Annotated in this window: 25 protein-coding genes; 23 read left to right on the top strand and 2 right to left on the bottom strand. The window is 70.3% G+C overall.

The annotated features are described in order from the left end of the window. Positions 1 to 37: 37 nt before the first annotated feature. Both OP79_RS30580 and OP79_RS30575 read right to left on the bottom strand, forming a co-directional pair. Positions 38 to 790, bottom strand: a complete 753-nt coding sequence (locus tag OP79_RS30580) for an SDR family oxidoreductase (protein WP_033324790.1) — start codon at positions 788 to 790, stop codon at positions 38 to 40. Between the two features lie 80 nt (positions 791 to 870). Further along, entirely contained in the window at positions 871 to 1,911 is a 1,041-nt protein-coding gene (locus tag OP79_RS30575; RefSeq protein WP_033324788.1) for an NAD(P)-dependent alcohol dehydrogenase, read from the bottom strand. 122 nt (positions 1,912 to 2,033) lie between these two features. On the opposite strand from OP79_RS30575, the gene OP79_RS30570 reads away from it, so the two are divergent. The 23 genes from OP79_RS30570 to OP79_RS30460 all read left to right on the top strand — a co-directional run bounded on the left by OP79_RS30570 (position 2,034) and on the right by OP79_RS30460 (position 26,297). Further along, positions 2,034 to 2,843: an SDR family NAD(P)-dependent oxidoreductase gene (locus tag OP79_RS30570; RefSeq protein ID WP_033324786.1), complete on the top strand. Its 810-nt coding sequence runs from the start codon at positions 2,034 to 2,036 to the stop codon at positions 2,841 to 2,843. Between the two features lie 232 nt (positions 2,844 to 3,075). Beyond that, a complete protein-coding gene (locus OP79_RS30565) occupies positions 3,076 to 4,221 on the top strand; it encodes an acyl-CoA dehydrogenase family protein (RefSeq protein ID WP_033324784.1) in 1,146 nt (381 codons plus the stop codon). Between the two features lie 30 nt (positions 4,222 to 4,251). Further along, on the top strand, positions 4,252 to 6,240 hold the full coding sequence (locus tag OP79_RS30560; RefSeq protein ID WP_033324782.1) for an oxidoreductase: 1,989 nt from the start codon (positions 4,252 to 4,254) through the stop codon (positions 6,238 to 6,240). Between the two features lie 182 nt (positions 6,241 to 6,422). Beyond that, on the top strand, positions 6,423 to 7,880 hold the full coding sequence (locus OP79_RS30555) for an aldehyde dehydrogenase (protein WP_033324781.1): 1,458 nt from the start codon (positions 6,423 to 6,425) through the stop codon (positions 7,878 to 7,880). A gap of 123 nt (positions 7,881 to 8,003) precedes the next feature. Beyond that, a complete protein-coding gene (locus tag OP79_RS30550; protein ID WP_033324779.1) occupies positions 8,004 to 9,533 on the top strand; it encodes a GMC family oxidoreductase in 1,530 nt (509 codons plus the stop codon). A 279-nt stretch (positions 9,534 to 9,812) separates the two neighbouring features. Beyond that, positions 9,813 to 10,601 (top strand): enoyl-CoA hydratase/isomerase family protein, encoded by a 789-nt coding sequence (locus OP79_RS30545; RefSeq protein ID WP_033324777.1) that lies wholly within the window; start codon positions 9,813 to 9,815, stop codon positions 10,599 to 10,601. Positions 10,602 to 10,606: 5 nt separating this feature from the next. After that, a complete protein-coding gene (locus OP79_RS30540; protein WP_033324826.1) occupies positions 10,607 to 10,999 on the top strand; it encodes a Zn-ribbon domain-containing OB-fold protein in 393 nt (130 codons plus the stop codon). Continuing rightward, positions 10,996 to 12,150, top strand: a complete 1,155-nt coding sequence (locus OP79_RS30535; protein WP_033324775.1) for a thiolase family protein — start codon at positions 10,996 to 10,998, stop codon at positions 12,148 to 12,150. The genes OP79_RS30540 and OP79_RS30535 overlap by 4 nt, the downstream gene beginning before the upstream one ends. Positions 12,151 to 12,192: 42 nt before the next feature. Beyond that, on the top strand, positions 12,193 to 13,413 hold the full coding sequence (locus tag OP79_RS30530; RefSeq protein WP_033324773.1) for an acyl-CoA dehydrogenase family protein: 1,221 nt from the start codon (positions 12,193 to 12,195) through the stop codon (positions 13,411 to 13,413). Beyond that, complete coding sequence (locus OP79_RS30525) at positions 13,410 to 14,390, top strand: phosphotransferase family protein (protein ID WP_033324771.1); 981 nt, start codon at positions 13,410 to 13,412, stop codon at positions 14,388 to 14,390. The genes OP79_RS30530 and OP79_RS30525 overlap by 4 nt, the downstream gene beginning before the upstream one ends. A gap of 75 nt (positions 14,391 to 14,465) precedes the next feature. After that, on the top strand, positions 14,466 to 15,731 hold the full coding sequence (locus OP79_RS30520) for an acyl-CoA dehydrogenase family protein (protein ID WP_051745041.1): 1,266 nt from the start codon (positions 14,466 to 14,468) through the stop codon (positions 15,729 to 15,731). Next, positions 15,728 to 16,504, top strand: a complete 777-nt coding sequence (locus OP79_RS30515) for an SDR family oxidoreductase (RefSeq protein ID WP_033324770.1) — start codon at positions 15,728 to 15,730, stop codon at positions 16,502 to 16,504. The genes OP79_RS30520 and OP79_RS30515 overlap by 4 nt, the downstream gene beginning before the upstream one ends. After that, complete coding sequence (locus tag OP79_RS30510; RefSeq protein ID WP_033324768.1) at positions 16,501 to 17,274, top strand: SDR family NAD(P)-dependent oxidoreductase; 774 nt, start codon at positions 16,501 to 16,503, stop codon at positions 17,272 to 17,274. Before OP79_RS30515 ends, OP79_RS30510 begins: the two co-directional genes overlap by 4 nt. Further along, a complete protein-coding gene (locus tag OP79_RS30505; protein ID WP_245685504.1) occupies positions 17,271 to 18,080 on the top strand; it encodes an enoyl-CoA hydratase/isomerase family protein in 810 nt (269 codons plus the stop codon). Before OP79_RS30510 ends, OP79_RS30505 begins: the two co-directional genes overlap by 4 nt. A 30-nt stretch (positions 18,081 to 18,110) precedes the next feature. After that, positions 18,111 to 19,259 carry an acetyl-CoA C-acetyltransferase gene (locus tag OP79_RS30500; protein WP_033324767.1) on the top strand — a complete coding sequence of 383 codons (1,149 nt, stop codon included), beginning with the start codon at positions 18,111 to 18,113 and terminating at the stop codon, positions 19,257 to 19,259. Between the two features lie 84 nt (positions 19,260 to 19,343). Next, positions 19,344 to 19,967 (top strand): TetR/AcrR family transcriptional regulator, encoded by a 624-nt coding sequence (locus tag OP79_RS30495; protein ID WP_033324766.1) that lies wholly within the window; start codon positions 19,344 to 19,346, stop codon positions 19,965 to 19,967. Positions 19,968 to 20,167: 200 nt separating this feature from the next. Further along, a complete protein-coding gene (locus OP79_RS30490; RefSeq protein ID WP_033324764.1) occupies positions 20,168 to 20,548 on the top strand; it encodes a nuclear transport factor 2 family protein in 381 nt (126 codons plus the stop codon). Beyond that, entirely contained in the window at positions 20,545 to 20,922 is a 378-nt protein-coding gene (locus OP79_RS30485; protein ID WP_033324763.1) for a hypothetical protein, read from the top strand. The genes OP79_RS30490 and OP79_RS30485 overlap by 4 nt, the downstream gene beginning before the upstream one ends. Before the next feature lie 80 nt (positions 20,923 to 21,002). After that, positions 21,003 to 21,323: an EthD family reductase gene (locus tag OP79_RS30480; protein WP_033324762.1), complete on the top strand. Its 321-nt coding sequence runs from the start codon at positions 21,003 to 21,005 to the stop codon at positions 21,321 to 21,323. Positions 21,324 to 21,428: 105 nt separating this feature from the next. Further along, the gene (locus OP79_RS30475) at positions 21,429 to 22,958 is read left to right on the top strand and encodes a class I adenylate-forming enzyme family protein (protein WP_033324761.1); all 1,530 of its coding nucleotides are present in this window, start codon (positions 21,429 to 21,431) and stop codon (positions 22,956 to 22,958) included. An 80-nt stretch (positions 22,959 to 23,038) separates the two neighbouring features. Further along, positions 23,039 to 24,079 carry an MBL fold metallo-hydrolase gene (locus OP79_RS30470; protein WP_033324759.1) on the top strand — a complete coding sequence of 347 codons (1,041 nt, stop codon included), beginning with the start codon at positions 23,039 to 23,041 and terminating at the stop codon, positions 24,077 to 24,079. A gap of 291 nt (positions 24,080 to 24,370) precedes the next feature. Next, positions 24,371 to 25,036: a dienelactone hydrolase family protein gene (locus tag OP79_RS30465; RefSeq protein WP_033324758.1), complete on the top strand. Its 666-nt coding sequence runs from the start codon at positions 24,371 to 24,373 to the stop codon at positions 25,034 to 25,036. Positions 25,037 to 25,139: 103 nt separating this feature from the next. Next, complete coding sequence (locus OP79_RS30460) at positions 25,140 to 26,297, top strand: amidinotransferase (protein WP_033324757.1); 1,158 nt, start codon at positions 25,140 to 25,142, stop codon at positions 26,295 to 26,297. The last annotated feature ends 119 nt before the right edge of the window (positions 26,298 to 26,416 follow it).

Below are 26,416 nucleotides of genomic sequence, written 5' to 3'. Positions count from 1 at the left end.
GACATACCAGCGGCGATACCAACCTGGCCTAGCCGCCCTACTGGTCCTCCGACGCATGGGCATGCCCGACGTGGCCGATGGTCTGGCCGCCGTCGACGAGGAACTCGCCCCCCGTGGTGTAGGAGGCGTCGTCGCTCGCGAGGAAGAGCACCATGCGGGTGACCTCCTCGGGCTCCCCGATGCGCGGTACCGGCTGACGGGCGAACAGCTCGGGCGAGGCACTCTCACCCATGGGCGTACGGATGACGCCCGGATGCACGGAGTTGATGCGTACGCCGCTGCCCGCCATGTCCAGCGCGGCGGCCTTGGTCATCCCCCGCACCCCCCACTTGCTCGCCACATAGCCGATGCCGTCGGCGAAGCCCATGAGGCCGGCGGCCGAGGAGATGTTGACGACCGCGCCGTGGCCGCGGGCGCGCATGCCGGGGAGGACGGTGTGCATGCCGAGGAAGGCGCCCACCAGGTTGACGTCGAGGATCCGGCGGAAGTGCTCGGGCGACTGCTCCTCCACGCCGCCGAAGTGAATGATCCCCGCGTTGTTGACCAGGACATCCGCCGGGCCGAGGGTGTTCTCGACCGTGCGGACGACGGACTGCCACGCGCCTTCGTCGGTGACGTCGAGGTGGCAGTACTGCGCGTGGGGGAGTTCCTCGGCCAGGGCTTTCCCCTCGTCGTCCAGTAGATCGCAGACGGCGACCCGGGCGCCCTCCGCGGCCAGTCCGCGGGCCTGCGAGGCGCCCATGCCCCGGGCCCCGCCGGTGACGATCGCGACCTTTCCGTCGAAGCGCATCCCGAGCTTCCCTTCGGTTGGGAGTGGTCAGATCTGTGAGGAGTGGTCAGAGGAGGGCAGCGAGCTGCCCTTGCGCCTGGTCAGTCGGGGACGAGCACGGCCCGCCCCCGCACCTGGCCTCGGCGGAGCCGGCCGATGGCCTCCGCTGCGGCGGACAGCGGGAACCGCTCGGTCTCGACGTGGATCGCTCCCGAGCGTGCCAGCGCGACGACCTCGGTGAGTTCGGGGCGGGTTCCCCAGAAGGGCAGGGAGAGCCTGAAGCCCGGCGGGAGAATGCCCGGCTTGGAGACCGTGAGGCGGCCGCCTCCGCTGCCCACGACGGCGAGTTCACCACCCGGGCGCAGGATGCCGGTCGCGAGTTGCAGTGTCTGCCCGTTGCCGACGAAGTCGAGCACGGCGTCCGCTCCCGCGCCACCGGTCTGCCCCCTCAGGACACGGGCGGTGTCCGCCCGCGCCAGCGTCCCGAAGTCCGCTCCCGAGCGGTCCGCGAGAGTCAGGGCGTCTTCCCGGGTGTCGACCGCCAGTACGCGGGTCGCTGTGGTCGCGCGGAGGATCTGCACCGCAAGGTGGCCGAGCCCGCCGATGCCGATGACGGCGGTGGTGGTGCCCTCCCCGAGCGCGTGCCGGAGTCCGGCCACGGCGTGGTAAGACGTCAGGCCCGCGTCGGAGAGCGGAGCCGCCTGATCGGCCGGCAGGTCGTCGATCGGCACCAGATGGCGGGCGGACGGCACGAGCACGTACTCGGCCATGCCGCCGTCCCGGCCGAGTCCCGCCCCGTGCCAGGCGAGGGTGTCGCGCCGGTCGCAGTAGTTGTCCCGGCCCGCGGCGCAACGGTCGCAGGAATCGCAGCCCCACGGTCCGTAGAGCACCACGCGTTGGCCGGTCTCCACTCCGTCGGCGTCCGGTCCCCATGCCGTCACCCGGCCGGCGACCTCGTGGCCGAGCGTGAACGGCAGCCGGTAGGGGAGCGCCCCCGCAGCCGCGTCGATGACGTGCAGGTCGGAGTGGCACAGTCCGGTGGCTTCGACCCGAACCAGCACTTCGGTACCGCGGGGGACGGGTTGCTCGACCTCGGTCGGCTCCGGGGCTTCGCCCCACGCCGTCAGCCGCAGTGCCCTCATCTTCACCGTCCCGGGTCTTGTCAGCCCTGCGGGCGTCACGGTAACAGAGGTGAAGTCAGTTCAATAGATGTGGTTCGATCGCAGTGGTTCATCAGTACGGGGAGCGGATGAGGGAGGCCGGTTTGACGCGCAGGGACGTGCAGACGAACAGGTTCGCCGGCAAGGTTGCGATGGTGACGGGCTCCGGCTCCGGCTCCGGCATGGGGGCGGCGATCGCCCGGCAGCTGGCTGCGGAAGGGGCGCGGGCTGTCGTCCTGGCGGACGTGAACGCCGACGGTGCAGCGGCCGTCGCCAAGGAGCTGCCCGCCGCTCGGGCGGTCGCACTCGACGTGGCGGACGGAGCGGGCGTCGACGCCGCCGTCCAGGACGTACTGCACCGGGACGGACGTCTCGACGTCCTGGTGCACGCGGCCGGGATCGACGACCCCGAGGCCAAACAGCGCATCGCGGACGCGCTGGTCGAGGGGCGACCGGTCGAGATCACCGACTCCCTCGACGACACCTCCTGGCGGCGCGTCATGCGGGTGAACCTGGACGGAACCTTCCATGTGCTGCGCGCCGCGGTGCGGGCCATGCGGCCGTTCGGAGCCGGGGCGATCGTGGTGATCGGCTCGTCGTCGGCCTTCGATACCCCCGCCGGCTATCCCCACTACTCGGCCTCCAAGGCGGGTGTGCACGCACTGAGCCAGGCCGTGGCCAAGGAGGTCATCGCGTCCGGGATCCGCGTGAACGTGGTGGCACCGGGGCCGACGGAGACGGGGATGGCGGCGCGTACGCCCGAGGCGCTGCGTGCCGGATTCGCCGACCCGCGGGTGCGCCCGTACGCGACGCCCGAGGAGATCTCCGACATCGCCCTCTTCCTCGCGAGCGATGCCGCGGCGAACCTGGTCGGCGCGGTGCTGCTCGCCAACGGCGGCCGGTTCACCGCCTGAGCGGGTTCTGGTCCGCTCTGCCTTGCCGAGAGCCGAGAGCCGAGAGCCGAGAGCCGAGAGCCGGGAGCCGAGAGCCGGGAGCCGAAGGCGCCCCAACCAACTCGTGCAGGGGTCTTGCCTGCCTCGAAGGTCGATGTTTATGTTCATGAATTGAGTTCAGTTTGTAGCTCTGCTTGCGGCTCTGGGCTCTCGGCTCAAAGCTCTCCGGCACACGAGCACGATGGAGACCCCCATGCACCGTCGCCACCCCGAGATCGACCCCCAACTGCTGTCCGAAACCGACGAACAGCGGCAACTGCGCATCGTTCTGCGGGACTTCCACACCGAGGCGAGCGGTCCCGAAGACGTGCGCAAGCATCTGGCCACCCCGCGCGGATACGACGAAGTGCTCTGGGCGCGGCTCGCGGGCGAGATCGGGGTCCACGGGCTGGCCGTTCCGGAGGAGTACGGCGGCTCGGGCTTCACGTTCGCCGAACTGGCCGTAGCCCTGGAGGAGTCCGGGCGCGCCCTGTACTGCGCACCGCTGCTCCCCACGGTGGCCCTCGCCGCCCACGCCCTGCTCTACAGCGGCGACCGCACGGCATGCGAACGCTACCTGCCGCGGATCGCCGACGGCACGCTCACGGCGACCGTGGCCGGGTTCGACGCGGGCGAGTCCGGGGTCACCGCCGAGCAGGGTGCCTCGGGCTGGCTGCTGCGCGGCCGGGCGGACTTCGTGCTGGACGGAGCCGGCGCGGATCTGATCCTCGTACGGGCCCAAACCCCCGCCGGGCAGCGGCTGTTCGCCTGTGAGCCCACGCCGGACACCTGTCGGCGGACTCCGCGGCGCGTCCTGGACGAGACGTGTCGTCAGGCGCTGGTGGAATTCCGAGGCGCCCCGGCCACCGCCGTGGGGACGTTGGAGGGCAGCGAAGACACGGTCTCGGCAACCCTCGACACCGGGCGGGCCGCACTGGCGGCCGAACAGGTCGGCGGCAGCGGACACGCGCTGGATGCCACGGTCGAATTCGTCGCACAGCGCCACCAGTTCGGACGCCCCATCGGTTCCTTCCAGGCCGTCAAGCACCGCCTGGCCGACGTGCTCGTCGCGCTGGAGGCGGCACGCTCGGCGTCCGCGTACGCGACTGCCTGTACCGCCATCACCTCGCCGCAGCTTCCGGTGGCTGCCTGCGCCGCCGCCGTGGTCTGCTCCGAGGCCTTCCGCCTGGCCACGGCCGAATACGTCCAACTGCACGGCGGTATCGGCTTCACCTGGGAGCACCCGGCCCATCTGTACGTGCGCCGCGCACGCAGCAGCGAGGTGCTCTTCGGCACGACGGACGAGCACCGGGTCCGACTCGCCGAACTCATCGGTCTGGCCGCCCGCTCCGCCGCCTGAACGGGCCAAGAGGACAGCGAAGAGAGCCGTATGACGCCAACCCCACGCCCCCCACTCGCCCTCGCCGCACCCTTCACACTCGGCGGACTCACCCTCCGCAACCGCCTCGTCGCCACCGCCCACGCCACCGCCGCCGTCACCGACGGGGCTCCCACCGAGACCGACGCGGCCTACTGGCGGCGACTGGCACAGGGCGGCGCCGGCATGGTGATCACCGGAGGCACCGCTGTGGCCCCCGAGTCGACGCTGCCGCGGCGTTATCTGACCGAAGCATGGCGCCCCGAGATCAAGGACGCCGTACGCCGCCGCGCCGAGGCCATCACCGACGGGGGTGCCGCGGCCGTCGCACAGCTCGTCCACCTCGGCCGGGAGACCCTGGGCGCCGGCACCTATTACGCGCCGGTCTCCGCCGCGGCCGCCCGCTCACCCCGCGAGGCGACCTCACCCCACCCGCTGAGCACCGAAGAAGTACGCGGCGTCGTCGACGCCTTCCGGATCTCGGCGGCGAACAGCGTGCAAGCCGGTTTCCACGGCGTGGAATTACACGCAGGCCACGGCTATCTGCTCGCCCAGTTCCTCTCCCGGGCCAACAACACCCGCGACGACGAGTACGGCGACCGCATCGCCCTGCCGGCCCAGGTGATCGACGCCATCCGCACCGAGATCGGCGAACTCCCCATCGGCGTACGGGTGTCGGTGGAGCCTGGCGAGGACTCCGGACTCGGCCTGGACGACCTGATCGAGCTGCTGCCGCGCCTGTGCGCCGCCGCGCCCTTCGCGTACGTCAACATCACCACCGGCGTCCGCAACACCTACGTCCCCGGCATGGCCACCACCAGCCCACCACTGCTGGAGTCCGTGGCCCGGCTCCGCTCGGCCGTCGCTCTGCCGCTCCTGGTCAGCCAGGGCTTCCGGTCGGTCACGGACATCGAGCATGCGCTGGACTCGGGGGCCGATCTGGTGGGCATGGCCCGGCCGTTCATCGCCGACCCCGACTTCGCCCGCAAGGTGAGCGCGGGTGACGAGCGTTCCGTACGCCCCTGCACGGGCTGCAACGAGGGCTGCCGGACCTTCGAGCCCACCGGATCGTGCTCGGTGAACCCCGAACTCGGCCCACCGGGAGCCGCCGGCCGCCCGGCCGTCCCGCTGCTGCTCACCCGGCCGGCCGAGCCGCTGCCGCGCACCCTGCCGGACTCCCGCAGTGGACCTGTCGCAGTCCTGGGAGCGGGCCCCGCCGGCATGGAGTGCGCGATGGCACTCGCCCGATCCGGCGCCGAGGTGACCGTCTTCGACACGGCTCGGCAAGCCGGCGGTCAGGCGCGCCTCGCCTCCCTCGCCCCGCATCGCTCCGGCTGGCAGAAGTTCGTCGACTACCAGCGCGAGCAGCTTGCCGCTCTCGGCGTGCGAGTGCTGCTGGGCACCTTCCCGGGGGCGGACGTCGTGGAGGCGTACACCCAGATCGTGCTCGCCACCGGCGCGGAGGAAGAGCCCGTCCCCGTGCCGGGCGAGCTTCGGACGCTCACCAGTACGGATTTCCTGCGCCGGTACGCGGACGTCGTACCGGAAGCCTCCTGCGTCGCCGTACTCGATGACGGTTTCGGCTGGTGGCAGGGCATCAGTGCGGTGGAGAGCGCGCTGGCGGCCGGCGCACGGGAGGTCACCGTCATCACCCCCGGCACCGGTTTCGCGACGGGCCTGTCGCCTGAGAACCGCACGCAGTTGATGAACCGTCTCACCGGTGCGCCCCTGCGCGTCGTCGCGATGAACACCGTGACCTCGACGACCGCCGACGGCGTGCGCCTGCGCCATGTGCTGGACGGTCAACAGACGCACCTCGCGGCCGACGTCCTGGTCACCGTCGGCGAACGCCGCCCGCGCCGCCCCGACTTCACCCCGGCCGCCCACCAGACCGTCCGCGCGGTCGGCGACTGCGTCGTGCCGCGCCGCATCGCGCACGCCGTCGCGGAGGGACGCGCGGCCGCGGCGGCCGTCGCCACGCGGGCCGCGCAGGGCCTGTGACGATCCGCGCGCGGGCAACGACCGCGTACCGCGCCGATGCCGACACTTCTGACCGCGTGCGCTCGGGGCGATGCTCTGTGACCCACTGCGCGACCGGCCGGCGCCGAGCACATCCCTTCCTCCAGAAGGTTTCCACCGCAGTGTTTCCGCGTTTCACGTTTCCGCAGAGAGGCAGTCACCGCATGGCACACGACTACGACCGCATCCTCATCGGAGGCCGGCTCACCGCCCCCTCCACCGACCGCTTCGCACAGGTCGTCTCGCCCAGCACCGAGGAGGTCATCGGCCAGGTCCCCCTGGCCTCCACGGTGGACATCGACGACGCCGTCGCCGCGGCCCGGCAGGCGTTCGACACCGGCCCCTGGCCGACGTGGACCGTGCACCAGCGCGCCGCTGCCCTGCGCGACCTCGCCGACCGCCTCGACACGCGCGCGGCCGAACTGGGCGGTCTGGCCATCGCCGAGACCGGCAGCCCGCGCGGCTTCGCCGAGGGCTACTTCGCCGTCGCCCCCTCCAACTACTTCCGTTTCTACGCCACCTTGGCCGAGGGATTCGCCTTCGAGGAGGAGCGGGTCAACGGACCGGCCCGCACCCTGGTCGTCCGTGAACCCGTCGGCGTCGTTGTGGCCATCCCGGCCTGGAACGGTCCGCTCCCGCTGACCACCCAGAAGATCGCCGCCGCCCTCATGGCCGGCTGCACGGTCATCGTCAAGGTGCCGGTGCAGGATCCGCTCGCCTGCCATGTGTTCGCCGAGGTCGTCGCCGAATCGGCCGTTCCCGAGGGCGTCATCAGCCTGTTCGCCGCCGATGCCGCGGAGAGCGAGTACGTGGTCGCCCACCCGGGTGTGGACAAGGTCAGCTTCACGGGAAGTACCGCCGTCGGCGCCCGGATAGCCGAGGCCTGCGGTCGCGACATCCGCCGTGTGACGCTGGAACTGGGCGGGAAATCCGCGGCCATCGTGCTGGAGGACGCCGACATCGACGCCGTCGTCCCGGCTCTCGTCGGCTGCGGCGCCGCCTTCCTGCAGGGCGAGATCTGCACCGCCCAGACCCGCATCCTGCTGCCGCGCTCGCGCTACGCCGAGTTCACCGAGGCCCTGGCCCGCCACATGAGCGCTCTGCCCATCGGCGACCCGGCCGACCCCGCGACCGTGATCGGACCGCTGATCACCGAGGCGCACCGGGCACGCGTCGAGGAGTACATCGCCCTCGGCAGGAAGGAAGGCGCCACCGTCGCCTGCGGCGGTGGCCGCCCCGCCGGCCTGACCACCGGCTGGTACGTCGAACCCACCCTCTTCACCGACGTCACCAACGACATGCGGATCGCCCAGGAGGAGATCTTCGGCCCCGTCGTCGTCGCCATCCCGCACGACGGCCCCGACCACGCCGTCGAGCTCGCCAACGACTCCCCGTACGGGCTCTCCGGAACCGTCTGGACCCAGGACGAGGATGCCGCCCTCCGGATCGCCCGCCGTGTGCGCACCGGAACCTTCAGCATCAACAGCTACACCCTCGACATCAACGCCCCCTTCGGCGGCAGCAAGAAGTCGGGCATCGGACGCGAGAACGGCCCCGAAGGCCTCGACGACTTTCTCGAGCCCAAGTCGATCGCCCTGTCGGGGGTGCCCCTGAGCGGCTGAAGCGCCCGCCTACCGCCTGCGATTTCTTCATCTCCCACATCTCTGGACATCTCCTTCAGCTCTTTCATCTCCGTGATCTCCGTGAACTCAAGTCCTTCGTCTCAAAGAAGAGAAGAGGTAACCATGGCGCGTCGCATAGTGGTGTGCGGCGGAGGTTCCGCCGGTGGGGTCCTGGCCGCCCGGCTGAGCGAGGAACCCGCGAACACCGTCACGCTCGTCGAGGCGGGCCCCGACTACCGCACCCCGGAGGAGACCGCCCCCGAGGTGCTCGACGCCAACCAGTTCGGGTTCACCACCCATGACTGGGCCTACGAGTCGGCCGACCACGTCGTCGATGCCGACAGCATCCCGATGTTCGGGATCGTCGAGCAGGGCGTCGTGCCCGTCCTCCGCGGCAAGGTCATCGGAGGCTCCTCATCCGTCAACGGGGCCAACGCTCTCCGGCCCACGCCCGAGGACTTCGCCCGCTGGACCGGACTGGGCAACGACCGCTGGTCCTGGGACCAGGTCCTCCCGTATCTGAAGAAGCTGGAGGACGACCCGGTCGGCGGGGAACTGCACGGCACGGGAGGCCCCGTACACATCGAGCGCTTCTCCGAGGGGGACGGGCTGCGCCCGGTCATGTCCGCGTTCCTGGAGGCCTGTGCGCAGGCGGGTCACCCTTTACGGCCGGACATGAACGGTGCCGACCGGCGTGGCGCGGGCCCGGTCCCCTTCAACCGCAAGGACGGCATCCGCCAGAGCTCGGCCCTTGCCTACCTCGGCCTGGCCCGTGACCGCGCCAACCTGACCGTACTGGGCGAACAGACCGTCGACCGCGTGGAGTTCACCGACGACGGCAGGGCCCGCGCGGTGGTCCTCGGCGACGGCACCCGCCTCGAAGCCGATCTGGTCGTCCTCTCCGCCGGAACCGTCGGCAGCCCGGCGGTCCTGATGCGTTCCGGCATCGGACCGCGGCGGCTGCTCGAAGAGCTGTCCATCCCCGTGATCCAGGCCCTTGAAGGCGTTGGCAGGAACCTGCGCGACCACCCGATGGTCTACCTCACCTATGCCGTGGACGAGGAGGCTGTCGGCGAACTCCTCCCGCCGCTGCAGACCGTGCTGGCCTTTTCCTCGGCAGGTGCCGGCAGTGCAGGCGAAGTCGACCTGCACGCGCTGCCCTTCACCATGGAACCAGGAGTGATGCTGGTGCCGCTCGGCCTGGTCCGTCCGTACTCGCTGGGCAGGGTGGAGATCTCCTCACGCGATCCTGAGGCCGCCCCGCGGATCCGGCTGGGCCTGCTGGACCACCCCGACGACGTGCGGCGCATGGTGGCCGGTATCCGCCAGGTCCGGGAGATCATCGGCTCGGGCCCACTGGAGAAGTACGTACGGGCGGAGCAGTGGCCCGGACCCGAGGCGACCACGGACGCCGACCTGACCCGTGCCGTTCTGCAGGGCAAGAACACCTACTGCCACGCCGTGGGCACCTGTGCGATGGGCGGTGCGGGAACCCCGACCGCGGTGGTCGACGAGGGCGGCAAGGTACACGGCCTCGACGGGCTGTACGTCGTCGACGCTTCGATCATGCCGGACATTCCGGCGGTGCCGACCAACACCACCGTGATGATGATGGCCGAGCGCTGCGCGGACGAACTGCGCCGAGGCGACTGACCGCCGACATGTCCACGCTGTACGACCGCAGGCCGCGGCCACGCCCGTACGACCGCACCGTATGAGTGAGTCGGCCGCCGGATGTCCGGCGGCCGGCTCACCGGCATGAGATGCCCCGCCCGTCGGTTTGAACCAGGTTCGGTTCGATCAACAGGCGGAAGTCTTTGGGGTTTGTTTCCAGTCTGGCCTCACCTTTGGAACCTGTCTCGATCAAAGGGTTGACAGCGCACCTTCATCCTCGCAGACTCGTAGTGAATTCAGTTCAATTGGGAGGCTGAGATGGCAGTGGAAGACGAGATCCAGTTCGAGCGCGACGGCCACGTCGCCCGTGTGTGGCTCAACCGCCCGTGGAAGAAGAACTGCGTCACCGTGCCGATCCTGGAGCGGCTCGACGAGATCATCACCGAGGTCGACGAGGATCCTGAGCTGCGGGTCCTGGTGTTCCGCGGTCGTGGCGGCACCTTCTGCTCGGGCTTCGACCTCGACAGCCTGAAGGCGGAGTACGTCGGCAAGTCGAACGCGATCGACGTCGCGGTGAAGTCCGCGAAGGTCTGCGATCGCCTGTACTCGATGAAGACTCCCTCGGTCGCGGTCCTGGAGGGCCACGTCACCGCCGGCGGCTTCGAGATCATGATCTCCTGCGACTTCGCCATCTCCGCGGACGACGCCAAGATCGGAGACTTCCACATCCGCCGCGCGCTGTTCGGCGGGGCGGGCCCCATCTACCGGGTGCCGCGCATGATCGGCATCCGCAAGACGAAGGAGCTGATGCTCACCGGCAAGCTCCTCTCCGGCATCGAGGCCGCCGAGTTCGGGCTCATCAACAAGTCCGCCCCGGCCGACAAGCTGGACGCGACGGTCGAGGACTTCATCGGCGACCTCGTCGACAAGAGCCCCTTCACCATGTGGCTCACGAAGATGACGATCGACCGCAGCCTGGACGCCGACACCCAGTCGCTGATGGTGATGGAGCACCTCGCCGTGGGCGTGGCGCTCAACTCCGAGGACGCGAACGAAGGCGTGTCGGCGTTCCTGGAGAAGCGCGAACCCAAGTGGACGGGGCGCTGACCCGGATGGCCACGGATCCGCGGAGCCCCACCGACGCCGCCGGGCTCCAGGGCTCACGCTGCTCCGGCGACGGCTGCGCGGTGACGGTCTACCCCGCGGACGACGCCTGCCCCCGCTGCGGTGGACCGGCCGAACCGGCGGTCCTCCACGGCACGGGCACGCTGTGGACCTGGACGGTGCAGCGGTACGCCCCCAAGTCGCCGCCCTATCAGGCCCCGCCCGGCGGCTTCGAGCCGTTCGCGCTCGGTTACGTCGAGCTGGTGGAAGGCGTGCGGGTGGCTGCCGTACTCGAGGTCGACGACCTCGACGACGTTCGCATCGGCATGCCCCTCACTGTGACCACGGGCCAAGGGGTGCCGCGGGCCAGGCCCACGACCCCCGGCGAGGAGGGCTCATGAGTACCGACGTCCTGGTCTGCGGCGCCGGGCGCACCCCGTTCGGCCGGTCTGAGGCGAGCGGCCGGCAGCTGGCGGTCGCCGCGGTGGACGCCGCGCTGGCGGACGCCGGGATCGAGTGGTCGCGGGTGCGGGCCGCGTTCGGCGGCAGTGACAGCGCCGGCCTCGCCGACACGCTGGTGGCCCAACTCGGCCTGACCGGAGTGCCGTTCATCAACGTCAAGAACGGCTGCGCCACCGGCGGCAGCGCGCTGGTCTCCGCCGTGAACGCGATCCGCTCCGGTATGGCGGACGTCGTCCTCGCGGTCGGCTTCGACAAACACCCGCGCGGCGCCTTCGACCCGCGGCCCGAGGACTGGGGATTGGGAGCGGAGTACGGCAGCGACGGGCTGATGGTGACGACCCAGTTCTTCGGCATGAAGATCCAGCGCTACATGTACGACCACGGAATCACGCCCCGCACTCTCGCCCTGGTCGCCGAGAAGGCGTACCGCAACGGCGGTCTGACCCCTGAGGCATGGCGGCGCAAGCCGGTGTCAGCCGAGGAGATCCTCGAATCCGGCATGGTCAGCGATCCGCTGACCCGCTACATGTTCTGCTCACCGGGAGCAGGCGCGGCCGCGCTGGTGCTCTGCTCGCCCGAGGCCGCACGCAGCCTGGACACCCTGGACGGCCCGCCGGTCGCCCTGCGCTCGGCGGCTGTACGCACCCGGCGTTTCGGCTCGTTCGAAGTCTTCAGCCCCTCGATCCCGGGCGGCGAACTGACCAGCGTCAGCCGTGATGCCTCGGCCGCCGCCTTCGAGGAGGCCGGGCTCGGCCCCGGCGACATCGACGTCTGCCAGCTGCAGGACACCGAAAGCGGCGCTGAGGTCATGCACATGGCCGAATGCGGGTTCTGCGAGGACGGCGAGCAGGAGCGGCTGATCGCCTCCGGTGTCACCGAGATCGGCGGAACGCTGCCGGTCAACACCGACGGCGGCTGCATCGCCAACGGCGAACCCATCGGCGCCTCGGGGCTGCGCCAGGTCTACGAGATCGTCCAGCAACTGCGCGGACGGGCCGGCGAACGCCAGGTCCCGGGCGAGCCCAGGGTCGGCTTCACCCATGTGTACGGCGCCCCCGGGGTGAGCGCCTGCACGGTGCTGTCCCGCTGAACGTTCCTTTGAACGTCCCGCCGATCGGAGGTGGAAGAAGAGATGAGCGGTATCCCGGAAGCCGGCGCTGTCCCGGAGCCCGAGGAGTTCCGTAGCCAGGCCCGGCAGTGGCTCGCCACGGTCGCCCGGCCCCGCGCCGCCGACGAGGAATGGGGCAGCGGCTCCGACTCCGTCGCCGTGTTCGAGAACTGGACCGAGGAGCAGGAGCGCGAGCACACCGCCCGCATCCAGGAGTGGGAACGCACCCGCTACGACCAGGGGTGGGGCGCGCTCAACTGGCAGGAGGCGTACGGGGGCCGGGGCCTGCCCGCGTACTACGAGCAGCTCTACCGCACCGAAGAGGCGGCCTTCGACGTGCCCCATCGCACCGAGGTCTTCCCGGTGACGCAGCAGCTCGTCGCTCCCGCGATCGGCATCTGGGGCACCGAGGAGCAGAAGGAGCGCTGGCTACGGCCCATGCTGCGCACCGACGAACTGGCCTGCCAGCTGTTCTCGGAGACCGAGGCCGGATCCGACCTCGCCGCGGTGCGGACCAGGGCGGTGCGTGACGGCGAACACTGGGTGCTGACCGGGCACAAGGTGTGGACCTCCGGGGCCCGCGTCGCGACCTGGTGCGTCGCGGTGTGCCGCACCGATCCGGACGTACGCAAGCACGCCGGCATCACCGTCTTCCTGGTGCGCATGGACGCGCCGGGCGTGACCGTACGGCCCATCCAGCAGATGACCGGCGGCACCAGCTTCAACGAGGTCTACCTCGACGGCGTCGTGGTGCCCGACACCGACCGGCTCGGTCCGGTCGGCGAGGGCTGGCGGGTCACGCTCAGTGTGCTGGCCGCCGAGCGGCTCGACTCCGGCAACCTCGGCCTGGACAACGCCGACCGGGCGTTGGAACTGGCCCGGAACCTGTCCCGCCCGCTCACCGGCAGCGAACAGCAGCGGACGGCCGACCTCCACATCCGCACCCTCGTCCAGCGGCTCATGGGACTGCGGGTGACCGCCGCCCTCGTGGCCGGACGAGAGCCCGGCGCGGAAGCCTCGGTAGGCAAGCTCTACGCCACCGAGACCATGCGGCGCACCAGCGATCTGGTCTCCGAGCTGCTGGGGCCCAGCCTCGTCGCGGACACGGGGGAGTGGGGCACCTACGCCTGGACGGAGCACCTGCTCGGCGCCCCCGGGTACAGCATCGCGGGCGGCACCGACGAGATCCAGCACAACATCCTCGCCGAACGCGTGCTCGGCCTGCCCAAGGAGCCCGTCCGATGAGCACGACCACACAGGTGCCGGAGCTGTCCGTCCGGGTCCGCGACCGGCTCGCCCGCCGCCACCCGGGCGCCCCTGTCGGCGAGTTGACGGTGCTGCCGGGCGGCCACTCGGGGCTCACGTACTCCGTCATGGCCGGGGATCACAGGTACGTCGTCAAGGCAGTGCCTCCGGGGCAGCGGCCCGTCGGACGCAACGACGTGCTGCGCCAGGCGCGCGTGCTGGGCGCGCTGGCCGGGTCCGTGGAGCAGGTGCCGGTGCCGGGGGTCGTGGCCGTCGACGAGACCCAGCCGGCATGGTTCGCCATGGACTTCGCGGTCGGCGAGGCCGTCGAGCCCGTACTCGACGAGTCCGAGGTGCCCGCCGCCACGGCCCGTGCCCGCATGCTGGAGATCGCCTCCGTCCTGCGGCGGCTGCACGCCACCGACACCCGTACGCCCGGGCTCGACGCGCCTGAACCGCTCGACGCGGCCGGTGAGTTGGAGCGGTGGAGCCGCACCCTGCACGCCGTACCACCGGAACTCCGGCCGGGCGGAGAGGAGTTGCTGGCTCGCCTCGCCGCTGATGTGCCCGGCGGCCTCCCACCGGTTCTGCTGCACGGGGACTTCCGGCTCGGCAACGTGCTGTGTGACGGCGAGCGCGTGGTGGCCGTCGTCGACTGGGAGATCTGGAGCGTCGGCGACCCGCGCATCGACCTCGGCTGGTTCCTGCTCTTCGCCGACCACCGCAACTTCCCTCAGCTGGGGCGCGCCGTGCCCGGTCTGCCCAGCGAGGCCGAACTGCTGGGCGCCTACCTCGACGGCCGGCCCGCGCTGCCCGCGATGGACTGGTTCCGGGCGCTCGGCCGCATGAAGATGGCCGCGATCATGGGCCACAACCTGCGCCGGCACCGCGAGGGCAAGCACCACGACCCGGACCAGGAACGACTGCCGCCGACCATCGCCGCGATGATCCGCACGGCACGCGACATCCTCGGCTGATCCGGACCGACCACACGAACCCCGGCACCCCGCACCCCGGCACCCCGCACCCCGGCACCCCGGACAGGAGCAATCGTGGATTTCGGATTCTCGCCACGGGCGAGTGAACTCCAGGACCGTATGCGGTCGTTCATGGAGCAGCATGTCTTCCCCGCCGAAGCGGTCTACGACCGGCAGCTCGCCGAGGCGGACGACCCGCACGCGCTGCCGCCCGTGATGACCGAACTGAAGGAGAAGGCGCGCGCCGAGGGCCTGTGGAACCTCTTCATGGCGCACGGTGACTGGGGCGCGGGACTCACCAACCTCGAGTACGCGCCGCTCGCCGAGCTGGCGGGCCGCTCCGTCATCGGCCCCGAGGTGTTCAACTGCTCGGCACCCGACACCGGCAACATGGAACTGCTCGCGCTCTACGGCACTCCAGAACAGCAGGAGCGCTGGCTGAAGCCCCTGCTGGAAGCGGAGATCCGCTCCTGCTTCGCCATGACCGAGCCGGAAGTCGCCAGCTCCGACGCCCGCAACATCCGCACCCGTATCACCCGCGACGGCGACAGCTACGTCGTCAACGGCCGCAAGTGGTACACGTCCGGGATCCTCGACCCCGACTGCAAACTGATCATCCTGATGGGCAAGACCGACCCGGACGCGCCCACTTACCGGCAGCAGAGCATGCTGCTCATCCCCCGGGACACATCGGGCGTCACGGTCCTGCGCGACCTGCCGATGTTCGGCTACACCGACCGGCTCGGACACGGTGACGTCCTCTTCGAGAACGTCCGCGTGCCGGTGGAGAACATCCTCAGGGGCGAGGGAGAGGGCTTCGCGCTCGCCCAGGGACGACTCGGCCCCGGACGGATGCACTACGCGATGCGCGCCGTGGGCTTCGCCGAGCGCGCCCTGCAGCTGATGTGCGAGCGCGTTACCGCGCGCATTGCCTTCGGCGGGCCCCTCGCCGACCAAGGCGTCGTACGCGAGTGGATAGCCCGCAGCCGCATCGAGATCGAGCAGCTGCGCCTCCTCGTTCTCAAGTCCGCCTGGCTGATGGACACCGTGGGCAACGCCGCCGCCCGGATGGAGGTCGCCGCGATCAAGGTCGCGGCGCTGGAGGTCGCCCACAAGGTGGTCGACCGCGCGGTGCAGGCGCACGGCGCGGCGGGCGTCAGCGACGACACCGTGCTGGCCCGCCTGTACGCCATCACACGGGCGCTGCGCATCGCGGACGGCCCCGACGAAGTGCATCTGCGGACGGTGGCCCGGCAGGAACTCGCCAAGTACGCCGAGCCCAAGAAGCCCGATTACGAGGCCACGCACCAGAAGAACGACACGAAGGCAGGGGCACCGTGAGCGCCAGCACCCTCGACGGCAGGGTCGCCGTCATCACCGGTGGATCCCGCGGCATCGGCCTCGGCATCGCGACCGCCTACCGGGCGGCCGGCGCGCACGTGGTGATCGCGGCCCGCAAGGCGGCCGGACTCGCCGAGGCGCGCGAGGAGTTGCTGCGCGTCAAGGGCGACGGCGACGTGCACACGGTGGTGGCCAACGCGGGCGAACCCGAGCAGGCGGAGGCCTGCGTCGACGAGACCATGGCCCGCTTCGGCCGGGTCGACATCCTCGTCAACAACGCGGCGACGAACCCGTACCACGGCGATCTGCTCGACCTGGACCTGCCGCGCGCGGAGAAGACCGTACGCGTCAACCAGTACGGCATGATCGCCTGGACCCGCTGCGCCTGGCGGGCCTGGATGGCCGAGCACGGGGGAGCGGTGGTCAACATCGCCTCTGTCGGCGGGCTGATCGTCGATCCGCACATCGGCTACTACAACGCCACCAAGGCCGCCATGCTGCACATGACCCGGCAGCTCGCCTACGAACTCGGGCCGCGGGCGCGGGTCAACGCCATCGCTCCCGGTCTGATCAAGACCGAACTGGCGCGGGCGGTATGGGAGATACGCGAACCGATCCTCACCGCCAAGCTGCCGCTGCGGCGCCTCGGCACGGTGGAGGACGTGGCGAACGCGGCGCTGTTCCTGGCCTCGGACGCCTCCTCCTGGATGACCGGCCAGACCCTGGTGCTGGACGGCGGCGCGACCGCCCTGCCGATCGGGGTGGACGAGTGAGCGCGCCGCCGTCCGCCGCCGAGCTGTTCTCGCTCCAGGGCAGGACAGCCATCGTCACCGGTGCCTCCGCCGGGCTCGGCGCACGCTTCGCCGCCGTCCTCGCGCAGGCCGGCGCCACCGTCTTCGCCGCCGCCCGCCGCACCGACCGGCTGAAGGAACTCGCCGACTCCGACGCCCGAATCCACCCCGTCGCCTGCGACGTCTCGCTCGCCGCCGACCGTACGCGGCTGGCCGAGACCGCGCTGGCCACCACCGGCCGCATCGACATCCTGGTCAACAACGCGGCCACCTCCGGCGAGACCCGTGCCGAGGACGAATCCCCGGATGCCTTCGCCGACGTCCTCGGCGTCAACCTCACCGCGCCCTACCACCTCGCCCGTCTCACCGCCGAGGCATCCGGTCACGCGAGCGGCAGGAGCATCATCAACGTCTCCTCCATCCTCGGCCTGGTGACCGCCGCCCCGCTCGGCGGCGCGAGTTACTCGGCGTCCAAAGCCGGACTGATAGGCCTGACACGGGAGTTGGCCGGACAATGGGGTTCAAGCGGAATCCGCGTCAACGCCCTCGCCCCGGGCTGGTTCCGTACCGAGATGACCGCGGACCTCTTCAGCGACGAACGCTCCAGCCGCTGGGTCGAGCGCAACACCCTGCTGCGGCGCGGCGGCGACGGCCATGAACTCGACGGTGCGCTGCTGTTCCTCGCCTCGGACGCCTCCTCGTACTGCACCGGCCAGGTGCTGACCGTCGACGGCGGATGGACCGCGCGATGAAGGCCGCAGCGATGAGGGTCGGCATCGAGATCGACGACGGCGGACTGGCCCGCGTCACCCTGCGCCGCGGCGAGGCGGGCAACGCCATCGGTCTGGACATGGCACGCGGACTGCTGGACGCGGCGCGTGCCTGCGCACGTGAGGCCGTACGGGTCGTGCTGTTGACCGGCGAGGGGAAGTCCTTCTGCGTCGGAGGCGACCTCAGGGAGTTCTCAGGGCTCTCCGGTGAGGCGCTGGAGAAGCACCTGACCGCGGTGACCGACGCGCTGCACGACGCCCTGCGTACGTTCGCCGCGAGCGACGCGCCCGTGGTGGCCGCCGTGCAGGGATCCGTCGCGGGAGCGGGCCTCGGTCTGGCCGCGGCCGCCGATGTGACCCTCGCCGCCGACAACGCCTCGTTCACCGCCGCGTACACCGGTATCGGCTACTCACCGGACGCCGGAGTCAGCTGGTTCCTGCCCCGGCTCGTCGGTGCCAAGCGGGCCCTGGACCTGCTGCTGACCAACCGCCGCATACCGGCGGCAGAAGCCGCGGAGATCGGACTGGTGAGCCGGGTCGTGGCCCCCGACCGACTGGCCGACGAGGCCGCGTACACGGCGGAGGCCCTGCGTCGTGGACCCACCGCCGCCTTCGGGGCCACCCGTCGCCTCGTCGCCGCCGGGCTGACCACGGACCTCGGTCCGCACTTGGACCGTGAGGCCCGTGCGATCGCCGCCGCGGCCGCCTCCGACGCGGGCCGTGAGGGCGTCGCCGCCTTCCTCGGCAAGCGGGCGCCCGACTTCACGCGCGTCCCGCCCAGCAGCTGAACCCGTACCCGAAACCCCCTGGATCCCACTGTGTCGGAAGCATTCATCGTCGGAGCCGTCCGTACCCCTGTCGGCCGCCGCAAGGGCACGCTCAGCGGCGTGCACCCGGCCGACCTCGGCGCCCATGTGCTGCGCGCCCTGCTGGAACGCACGGGCGCCGACCCGGGCGCCGTCGACGACGTGTACTTCGGGTGCGTCAGCCAGCTCGGCGCGCAGACCGGCAACATCGCACGCACCGCATGGCTGTCGGCGGGGCTGCCGGAGCACGTCCCCGGCACCACCATCGACCGCCAGTGCGGTTCCTCCCAGCAGGCCGTGCACTTCGCCGCGCAGGCGGTCGGCTCCGGCGCCGCCGATCTGGTGGTCGCCGGTGGGGTGGAGGTGATGAGCCTGGTGCCCATCGCCAGCCCGATGTTCGTCGGCGAACAGGCCGGCATGGGCAGCCCGTTCGCGGGAGACGGCTGGCGCGAGCGCTTCGGGGACCAGGAGGTATCGCAGTTCCGCGGGGCCGAGCTGATCGCCGAGAACTGGGGCGTCTCCCGTACGGACATGGAGCGGTTCGCGCTCACCAGCCACCAGCGGGCCCTCGCCGCCCAGGCCCAAGGCGTCTTCGACGACGAGATCACCCCGACCTTCGGGCTCGCCGCCGACGAGGGCCCGCGCGCCGACACCACCCTCGAGAAGATGGCCGGCTTGAAGACCCTCACCGAGGACGGCCAGCTCACCGCAGCCGTCTCCAGCCAGATCTCCGACGGCGCAGCCGCCCTGCTGATCGCCTCCGCGGAGGCGGTACGCCGCCACGGTCTGACCCCGCTGGCCCGCGTGCACACCATGGCCGTGGTCGGCTCCGACCCGATCCAGATGCTGACCGGCCCGATCCCCGCCACCGAGAAGGTCCTGAAGAAGGCCGGGCTGTCGATCGGTGAGATCGACCTGGTCGAGATCAACGAGGCCTTCGCCTCCGTCGTCCTCGCCTGGCAGAAGGAGATCGGCGCCGCTCCGGAGCGGGTCAACGCCTTCGGCGGCGCCATCGCGCTCGGGCATCCGCTCGGCGCCACCGGCGCCCGGCTCATGACCACGCTCGTCCACCAACTGCGCAGGACGGGCGGACGCTACGGTCTGCAGACGATGTGCGAGGGCGGCGGCATGGCCAACGCGACGGTGCTCGAGCGTCTTTGACCTGAAGCCGATTGGCAACTGAGTTCAGCTTGGGGCTACTCTCGGGTACGAAGAGACGGGCGGCAGCCAGGAGACGAGTAGGCCATGGCGACAAGGATCGTTGAACCGGAAGCGGGACCGAGGTCCAAGCGTGCCGCCATCCTGGCGGCAGCCGTCGACTGCTTCGGTGAGACAGGCTTCGAGGCCACCAAGTGGTCCACCGTGGCGGAGCGGGTCGGCATTGGACAGACCGCGCTGTACCACTACTTCGAGTCGAAGACCCACTGCCTGCTCACCATCATGCGGGTGGAACTGCAGCGGTCCCACGACAAGTTCACGGAGGCGACAGCGGACGCCGCTGATCCGGTCGAGGCGCTCCGGGCGGCCGTACGGGCGGCGTACGACGTCTCCGACCACGAGGTTCTGCAGATGCGCATCCTGCAGAACCACATGGACCTGCTCTCCGGCCCGCGCAAGTCCAAGCGGGAGGAGGCCGAGCGCGTCGCGGCCCGCCAACTGGTCCAGCTCGTCGAGCGGGACTGGACGAACCTGCTGGTGCGTGGCATGTCCCAGGGCGCGTTCCCGCTTCGCGACGCGCAGTTGCTGGGCGCGAGCGTGCTCGGCCTGATCGTCAGTGTCTGGCGGTGGTACCGGCCGTCGGGGCCGACGCCGCTGTCCGAGGTCAGCGAACTGATCGAGGGCGCCTGCGTGCGGATGGTCGCCACATGACGCCCTGAGTGGCCCTCGGCTTCTCCGGTCGGCCTTCCTGCCCCCTGGTGGACAACCGTCAGGGGGCTTTGCCGTGCCCGTTTCCGGCGCCGAGCTACCGCCGCGGAAGCTTCGTGACGCACTATTGCCAGGCCTGTTTCCACGGGATTACCATCCAAACTGAATTGAACTTGGCTCAGGTTGATCTGAAGAGGGTTCCTATGGCGTTGCGTGCATACATGGCCAGCATGGACAGCCGGCATCCGGAGCGGACGCTGGACCTGCTCGAACCCGACTTCCGCTTCCTCATCGCCCTGCCGGGCAAGGAGGTCACCGGCAAGTCCAGGGAGGACTTCGCCGCGTACATCGCGGGCCGCAATCCCACGGACCGTGCGCACGAGATCCTGCGCTACAGCCGGGACGGCGACGTCGAAACCGTCTACGGGGTGGTGACGGAGGGCGGGCGGTACACCGGCTCCTTCCTCTCCGCCGCGGTGGTGTCGCCCGGCGGACTCCTGGCGCGCTACCAGTCCTTCTTCACCACTTCCTTCGAGCTCGTCGACTGGTCCGGGCAGGCCACGAACGAGAGGAGCCGGACATGACCGACACCTCGACCGCGGCCCCCTTCCTCACCGCCTGGTTCGAGATTCTCGACGGGGACGAGCCGTCCCGGATCCTCGACCTGATCAGCGACGACTTCTCGCTGTCCATCCTGTTCTCCACCGGCGACGGCAACGCCACCGACTTCGCCGGGGACCGCGATGCCCTCGTGGGCTATCTCGAACAGCGCGAGAAGGGCACACGCACCCACCATCTGCTGTCGGCGACCACGCTCGGCCAGGACGAGCTCTTCCTGGGGGAGGTACGACGCGGGGGTGCCCCCGAGGCGACCTTCGTCGCCGCCGGCCGGGTGAACGGCGACGGCCGGCTGCAGCGCCTGCTGATCGGCCGCTCGTCCGAGATCCGCTTCACCTGACCGAGTACGTCCGACCGACCACGTCCGACTGACCACGTACGGCCGACCACGTACGGCCGAACCATGTACGGAGGACCGTCATGTACAACCTCGTCCTGTTGGCAGCCCGGCCTCCGGAGTGGACGCACGAGCGGTTCATCGAGTGGTGGCGCGGCGACCACGCCGAGCTGACCTACCGCCTGCCCGGACTGCGTGCGTGGCGGCACACCGAGGTCGACGCCGCTCTGGAGCCGCGCTCCGAAGGCTGGGACGGCATCTCCGTGCTCAGCTTCGACTCCCCGGAGGACCTGAAGAAGGCCCTCGCGAGCCCCGAGTGGGCCGATGCCGTCGCACAAGTCGGCGACATGAAGGGCCGCCGCATCGCGGTGATGGGGCACGAGGCGGAGATGTTCGCGGCCTGAGGCTTCCGGCGGTCCGGAGAACGGCCGGCCCATCCCGGTTCACCAGGTCGGCAAGCACCGCAGCGTTCAGTAGACGGAGTTCGGCACGGCGCAGCGAGGGACGAGATGCGACAGGTAGTGCGAGAGTTCCAACAGAAGGCGGACGAGGCCGACTTCGTAGCCGTCATCGACGATGCGGGCAGCCATACGGCCCGGCAGCTGCTCGATGAGGCCACGCGGCTGGCCGGAGTGCTGTCCACCGCCGGCACGACGGGCGGGACCGTCCTGCTCCAGGCCGACAACTCATGGCGTACCGTCGCCGCCACCCTCGCCGTGGGCCTGACCGGCGGCGACGGCGGTGTTGTCGCGGTGGTCAACCGGCACACCACACCAGCGGAGTTCACCGCGGCCTGGGAGGACATCCGCCCGGACGCCGTCGTCGCCGAGCCCTCGGCGATGGCCGAGTGGGCGGTGCCCGAACGGCTGCGAGGCCCGGAGCAGACAGTGCTCGACGGCTGGCAGTGCCTGTCTGCTCCCGGTGAGCGTGATGTGTCGCGCTGGTCGGGCGGCGTCCTGATCGGCCTCACCTCAGGGTCGACCGGGCGGCCCAAAGGCGTCGTCCAGTCCGAGCGGGCCCTGCGCTATGCCGCCACGAGCACCATGACCGTCAACGGCCTGTCTCCCGGGGACGCCGTCGCCGCGATCGTGCCGCTGTCGTCGACGGCGGCGTACTGCTTCGGCGTCTACCTCTCGCTCCTGCTGCGCGGGCCACTCGTCATGACGGGGAAGTGGGACCGGGCCGTCGTACTGCGGCGGATGGCCGAGGCCGACGTCCGCTGGACCATGTGCGTACCGACCATGGCGCTGCAGATGGGCGCCGAGGCGGCCGGCTCCGGCATCCTTCGCGGTGTCCGGTCGATCACCGTCGGCGGCGGGCCCATGGACCGCGGAGCCCTGGCCCGGGCCGAACAGTCCCTGGGGACGAAGATCCTTCGCGTCTTCGGCATGTCCGAGTGCCTCGGCCACACCTCGCCGAGCCCCGACGAACCCGAGGAGATCCGGCTCGGCAGGGACGGCCGGCCCTTCCCGGGGACGGATGTGCGCGCGCTCACTCCTGACGGGCAGGTAGCCGGACCGGGCGTGACCGGACGGGCGCACGTGCGCGGCCCTTCCCTCTTCCTCGGCTACGCCCGCGACGGCAAGGTCGATCCGCCGGCGCTGACGGACGACGGCTACCTGTCCACCGGCGACCTGCTGATGACCCATGAGGACGGCACCATCAGCATCATGGGCCGCGAGAAGGACATCATCATCCGCGGCGGACGCAACATCGACATCACCGAGATAGAGCGCGCGGTGACCAGTTACCCGCGTGTGGCCAGGGCCTGTGTCGCGGCGGTTCCCGACGACGTCCTCGGCGAACGCGTGGCGCTGCTCGTCGTCACCGAGAACGGCGGAGGCATCGACCTGGCCGAGGTGACCGGGCACCTGGAGAGCGTCGGCCTGTCCAAGACCAAGTGGCCCGAATTCGTGTACGGCGTCGAGGAACTGCCCCAGACCAAGGTGGGAAAGCTCGACCGGAGTGGAGCCCGGGACCTGGCGGGCAGACTGCACGCCCGTACGTCCGATCAGGGCGACCGGACCGGTCGGGGCTGACGAGACAACTCATTCGCGAACTGCGCCGCCACGCACGCCATCCGGGGTGATTCACGGTGGTGCATCAACCAAGGAGGATCATGACAACGCGGTTCGACCAGGGCCCGTGGGCCGCAGCCGGGGTCCAGACCGTACAGCCCGGGGTGCACCGCGTTCCTCTGCCGCTTCCCAACGACGGCCTGCACGCCGTCAATGTCTACCTGCTGGAGGACCTGGCCGACGACGGCGGCATCGTCATGATCGACGGCGGCTGGGCGATCCCCGAAGCGCGCAAGGCGCTGGAGGAGGCGATGGCCTCCATCGGCCGCGACCTCGGCGACATCAGCCACATCCTCGTCACCCACATCCACCGCGACCACTACACGAACGCGGTGGAACTGCGCCGGCTGCTGGGCTCGCGCGTCTACCTCGGCGCGGGTGAACGCCCGGGCCTGGAGATGCTCGACCGACTGCGCAGCGACGAACCCGCCGGCTCACTGGAGACCCTGCGCAGGGCAGGAGCCGGCGAACTCGCCGACCGTATCCAGGCGATGGACCACGGCGGCTACGACCCGAGTGTGTGGGAGGCCCCCGATCACTGGCTCGCCGCCGAAACGCTCCGCTTCGGCGAGCGCGAACTGCATGTCGTACCAACTCCGGGACACACCAAGGGACATGTCGTGTTCCTGGACGAGCAGCGGGGGCTGCTGTTCTCCGGGGACCACGTCCTGCCGCACATCACCCCATCCATCGGTTTCGAGCTGGCCGAGCCGGGCGGCCGGCCGCTCGCCGACTACCTGGACTCGCTGCGGCTGATGAACCGGTACGCCGACGCCCGCCTGCTGCCCGCGCACGGGCCGGTCGCCGACAGTGCCCACACCCGGGTCGCCGAACTGCTCGCCCACCACGACGACCGGCTGGCCAAGAGCCTGACGGCGCTGGGCGAGGACACGCTCGACGCCCACGCGGTGGCGCGCAAGCTCGGATGGACGCGCAGGGCGGTGCCGTTCGGCGAGCTCAGCGCCTTCAACCAGATGCTCGCGGTCAACGAGACGGCGGCGCATCTGGATGTCCTCGTGCTGCAGGGGCGGGCGACGGTGGCGTTCGTGGGCGGCGTGAACCAGTACACGCGCGTGCGATGACACCACGGGCCTGTGCGGTTCCGGCACCAAGTGCACCGGACTGCCACGCCCAGGAGATCACCCAGGAAGATCACTCGTCCAGGACCACCACCGGGCCGGTGCGCAGGGCGCCCGCGCTCCCGGATGCGGTCCAGGACCGTTCCGGGACGTGCGGCGGCCGGCTCGGATGCATCGGTGGGGCCATGGTGGTGGGGGGGAGCCACCCGCCCGGTGTCCGGCGGCGCGTACCGGATCTGTCCTTGGGTACCCGGGCACAAAAGGCCCAACGAGGATCACGTTGGGAGGCAGCAGATGATCTCCGACTTGGTGTTGGTACCCGCACGAGGGGCCCCGCTCGCAGGCGATCTGGTCATCTCCGGCCCGGTGCGGTCGGTGGTGGTCATCACCGAGGGCAGTAGCAGCTCCCGGGGCAGCTCGCGTGACCGCGCGCTCGCCGACACGTTCCACCGGGCAGGAATGGGCACGCTTCTCCTTGATCTCCTCACTGAACTGGAGAAACGGGCGGACGCACGCTCGGCCCGGCATCTCTTCGACATCCCGTTCCTGGCGCAGCGGCTGGTGGCTGCCATCGACTGGCTGGAGCAGCGGCCGGAGACCGTCGATGTTCCGGTGTGTCTTTTCGGTGCCGATACGTCGGCTCTGCTGGCGGCTGCCGAGCGGCCCCGACGCGTCTCGGCCGTGGTCATCCGGGGCGGGCGTCCGGACCTGACGTACGACGCGCTGCAGAGCGTCCAGGCTCCGGTGCTGTTCATCGTCGGCGGCGATGACGAGCCGGACTCGCGAATCAACCAGGAGACGGCCGGAAGGCTCAGCGCGCCGAGCGAGATCCACGTCGTGCGCGGTGCAACGCATCTGTTCCATGAGCCAGGGGCCCTGGAGGAAACGGCTACTGCGGCTCGGCACTGGTTCGTCTCCCACCTGAGGAACGGACGAGGGAGCGGAGGCCGTTCAGCCTGAACGGCGACCATGGTCGGCCTTCTGGCGTGCTTCAGCACGCCACTTGAGTGACACGTTGGGTAAGAAGGTGATGAAGAATTTCTGCGATCAGGAGCGGTTGAGCATGGCGGTAGTGCGGAGGCCCGGAATTCTGACGGCGGTCGACGGCAATGCCCGTATCCCTGACAACGCTGCGGAGCATCTCGTATCGCCGGTCAATTCGCATAACGAGTGGGATCCGCTGGAGGAGGTCATCGTCGGGCGTCTCGATGGCGCGACGTTCCCTTCCAGGCATCCGGTCGTGGACTGCAATATGCCGCCGTGGGCGGCGCGGCTGCTGGGGCTTGCCGCCGGTTTCAGATATCCGCGCGTGCTGATCGAGCGGGCGCAGCAGGAACTCGATCAGTTCGTCATCCTCATGCAGTCCCTCGGCATCACGGTCCGGCGCCCGGACCCGGTCGACCACAGGCGACGATTCGGTACTCCGGACTGGTCGTCGCGCGGATTCTGCAACACCTGTCCGCGGGACAGCATGCTCGTGATCGGCGACGAGATCATCGAGACCCCGATGGCGTGGCCGTGCCGGTATTTCGAGACGCACTCCTATCGCCCGATCTTCAAGGACTACTTCCGGCGTGGCGCGCGCTGGACGGCGGCTCCCAAGCCGCAGCTCACCGACGAACTGTTCGAGTCGGATTTCCGTATCCCCGAGGCCGGCGAACCGATGCGGCACATCCTCACCGAGTTCGAGCCCGTATTCGACGCGGCAGATTTTGTGCGCGCGGGACGCGACCTGTTCGTCACACGGAGCAATGTCACCAATCGCATGGGTATTGAGTGGTTGCGCCGCCATCTCGGGCCTGGCTATCGAATCCACGAGATCGAGAGCCGCTGCCGTACGCCCATGCACATCGATACGACGTTCGTCCTGCTCTCGCCCGGCAAGGTACTGGTCAATCCCGAGTACATCGATGTCGACCGCCTGCCCGACGTGCTCAGCTCGTGGGACATCCTGATCGCCCCGGAGCCCACCCCGATCGACGAGCGCCTGCTCAAGGTCACCTCGATGTGCGGCAAGTGGCTCAGCATGAACATTCTCATGATCGACGAGAAACGGGTGATCGCGGAGCGGCATCACACCGGCATGCTGCGCGCCCTCGAGAAATGGGGGTTCGAGCCGATCCCGTGCGACCTGCTGCACTACGCGCCGTTCGGCGGATCGTTCCACTGCGCGACGCTCGACATCCGGCGTCGCGGCACGCTCGAGTCGTATTTCGATTGATCGGCCGATAGCCGGCCACCTCTGGGACAGGGGGCGCCGTCAAGGGTGGAGCGGGGACCCTGCGTCGCTGCCTGGGCGCAGGGTGGTTTCTCGTCGCCCCGCCTTCGTCCGGTCCACGG

Origin of the sequence: Streptomyces yerevanensis (assembly GCF_000716805.1) — a bacterium.
Classification (GTDB): Bacteria; Actinomycetota; Actinomycetes; order Streptomycetales; family Streptomycetaceae; genus Streptomyces; species Streptomyces flaveus.
The sequence above is the reverse complement of the archived record's forward strand: the minus strand, read 5'-3'. Positions and strand labels throughout refer to the sequence as shown.

What these genes read in the sequence shown, in the direction of transcription:
- OP79_RS30580 (WP_033324790.1), bottom strand. Translation starts at nt 790, where the DNA reads ATGCGCTTCGACGGAAAGGTCGCGATCGTCACCGGCGGGGCCCGGGGC.
- OP79_RS30575 (WP_033324788.1), bottom strand. Translation starts at nt 1,911, where the DNA reads ATGAGGGCACTGCGGCTGACGGCGTGGGGCGAAGCCCCGGAGCCGACC.
- OP79_RS30565 (WP_033324784.1), top strand. Translation starts at nt 3,076, where the DNA reads ATGCACCGTCGCCACCCCGAGATCGACCCCCAACTGCTGTCCGAAACC.
- OP79_RS30560 (WP_033324782.1), top strand. Translation starts at nt 4,252, where the DNA reads ATGACGCCAACCCCACGCCCCCCACTCGCCCTCGCCGCACCCTTCACA.
- OP79_RS30555 (WP_033324781.1), top strand. Translation starts at nt 6,423, where the DNA reads ATGGCACACGACTACGACCGCATCCTCATCGGAGGCCGGCTCACCGCC.
- OP79_RS30550 (WP_033324779.1), top strand. Translation starts at nt 8,004, where the DNA reads ATGGCGCGTCGCATAGTGGTGTGCGGCGGAGGTTCCGCCGGTGGGGTC.
- OP79_RS30545 (WP_033324777.1), top strand. Translation starts at nt 9,813, where the DNA reads ATGGCAGTGGAAGACGAGATCCAGTTCGAGCGCGACGGCCACGTCGCC.
- OP79_RS30540 (WP_033324826.1), top strand. Translation starts at nt 10,607, where the DNA reads ATGGCCACGGATCCGCGGAGCCCCACCGACGCCGCCGGGCTCCAGGGC.
- OP79_RS30535 (WP_033324775.1), top strand. Translation starts at nt 10,996, where the DNA reads ATGAGTACCGACGTCCTGGTCTGCGGCGCCGGGCGCACCCCGTTCGGC.
- OP79_RS30530 (WP_033324773.1), top strand. Translation starts at nt 12,193, where the DNA reads ATGAGCGGTATCCCGGAAGCCGGCGCTGTCCCGGAGCCCGAGGAGTTC.
- OP79_RS30525 (WP_033324771.1), top strand. Translation starts at nt 13,410, where the DNA reads ATGAGCACGACCACACAGGTGCCGGAGCTGTCCGTCCGGGTCCGCGAC.
- OP79_RS30505 (WP_245685504.1), top strand. Translation starts at nt 17,271, where the DNA reads ATGAAGGCCGCAGCGATGAGGGTCGGCATCGAGATCGACGACGGCGGA.
- OP79_RS30495 (WP_033324766.1), top strand. Translation starts at nt 19,344, where the DNA reads ATGGCGACAAGGATCGTTGAACCGGAAGCGGGACCGAGGTCCAAGCGT.
- OP79_RS30490 (WP_033324764.1), top strand. Translation starts at nt 20,168, where the DNA reads ATGGCGTTGCGTGCATACATGGCCAGCATGGACAGCCGGCATCCGGAG.
- OP79_RS30485 (WP_033324763.1), top strand. Translation starts at nt 20,545, where the DNA reads ATGACCGACACCTCGACCGCGGCCCCCTTCCTCACCGCCTGGTTCGAG.
- OP79_RS30480 (WP_033324762.1), top strand. Translation starts at nt 21,003, where the DNA reads ATGTACAACCTCGTCCTGTTGGCAGCCCGGCCTCCGGAGTGGACGCAC.
- OP79_RS30475 (WP_033324761.1), top strand. Translation starts at nt 21,429, where the DNA reads ATGCGACAGGTAGTGCGAGAGTTCCAACAGAAGGCGGACGAGGCCGAC.
- OP79_RS30470 (WP_033324759.1), top strand. Translation starts at nt 23,039, where the DNA reads ATGACAACGCGGTTCGACCAGGGCCCGTGGGCCGCAGCCGGGGTCCAG.
- OP79_RS30465 (WP_033324758.1), top strand. Translation starts at nt 24,371, where the DNA reads ATGATCTCCGACTTGGTGTTGGTACCCGCACGAGGGGCCCCGCTCGCA.
- OP79_RS30460 (WP_033324757.1), top strand. Translation starts at nt 25,140, where the DNA reads ATGGCGGTAGTGCGGAGGCCCGGAATTCTGACGGCGGTCGACGGCAAT.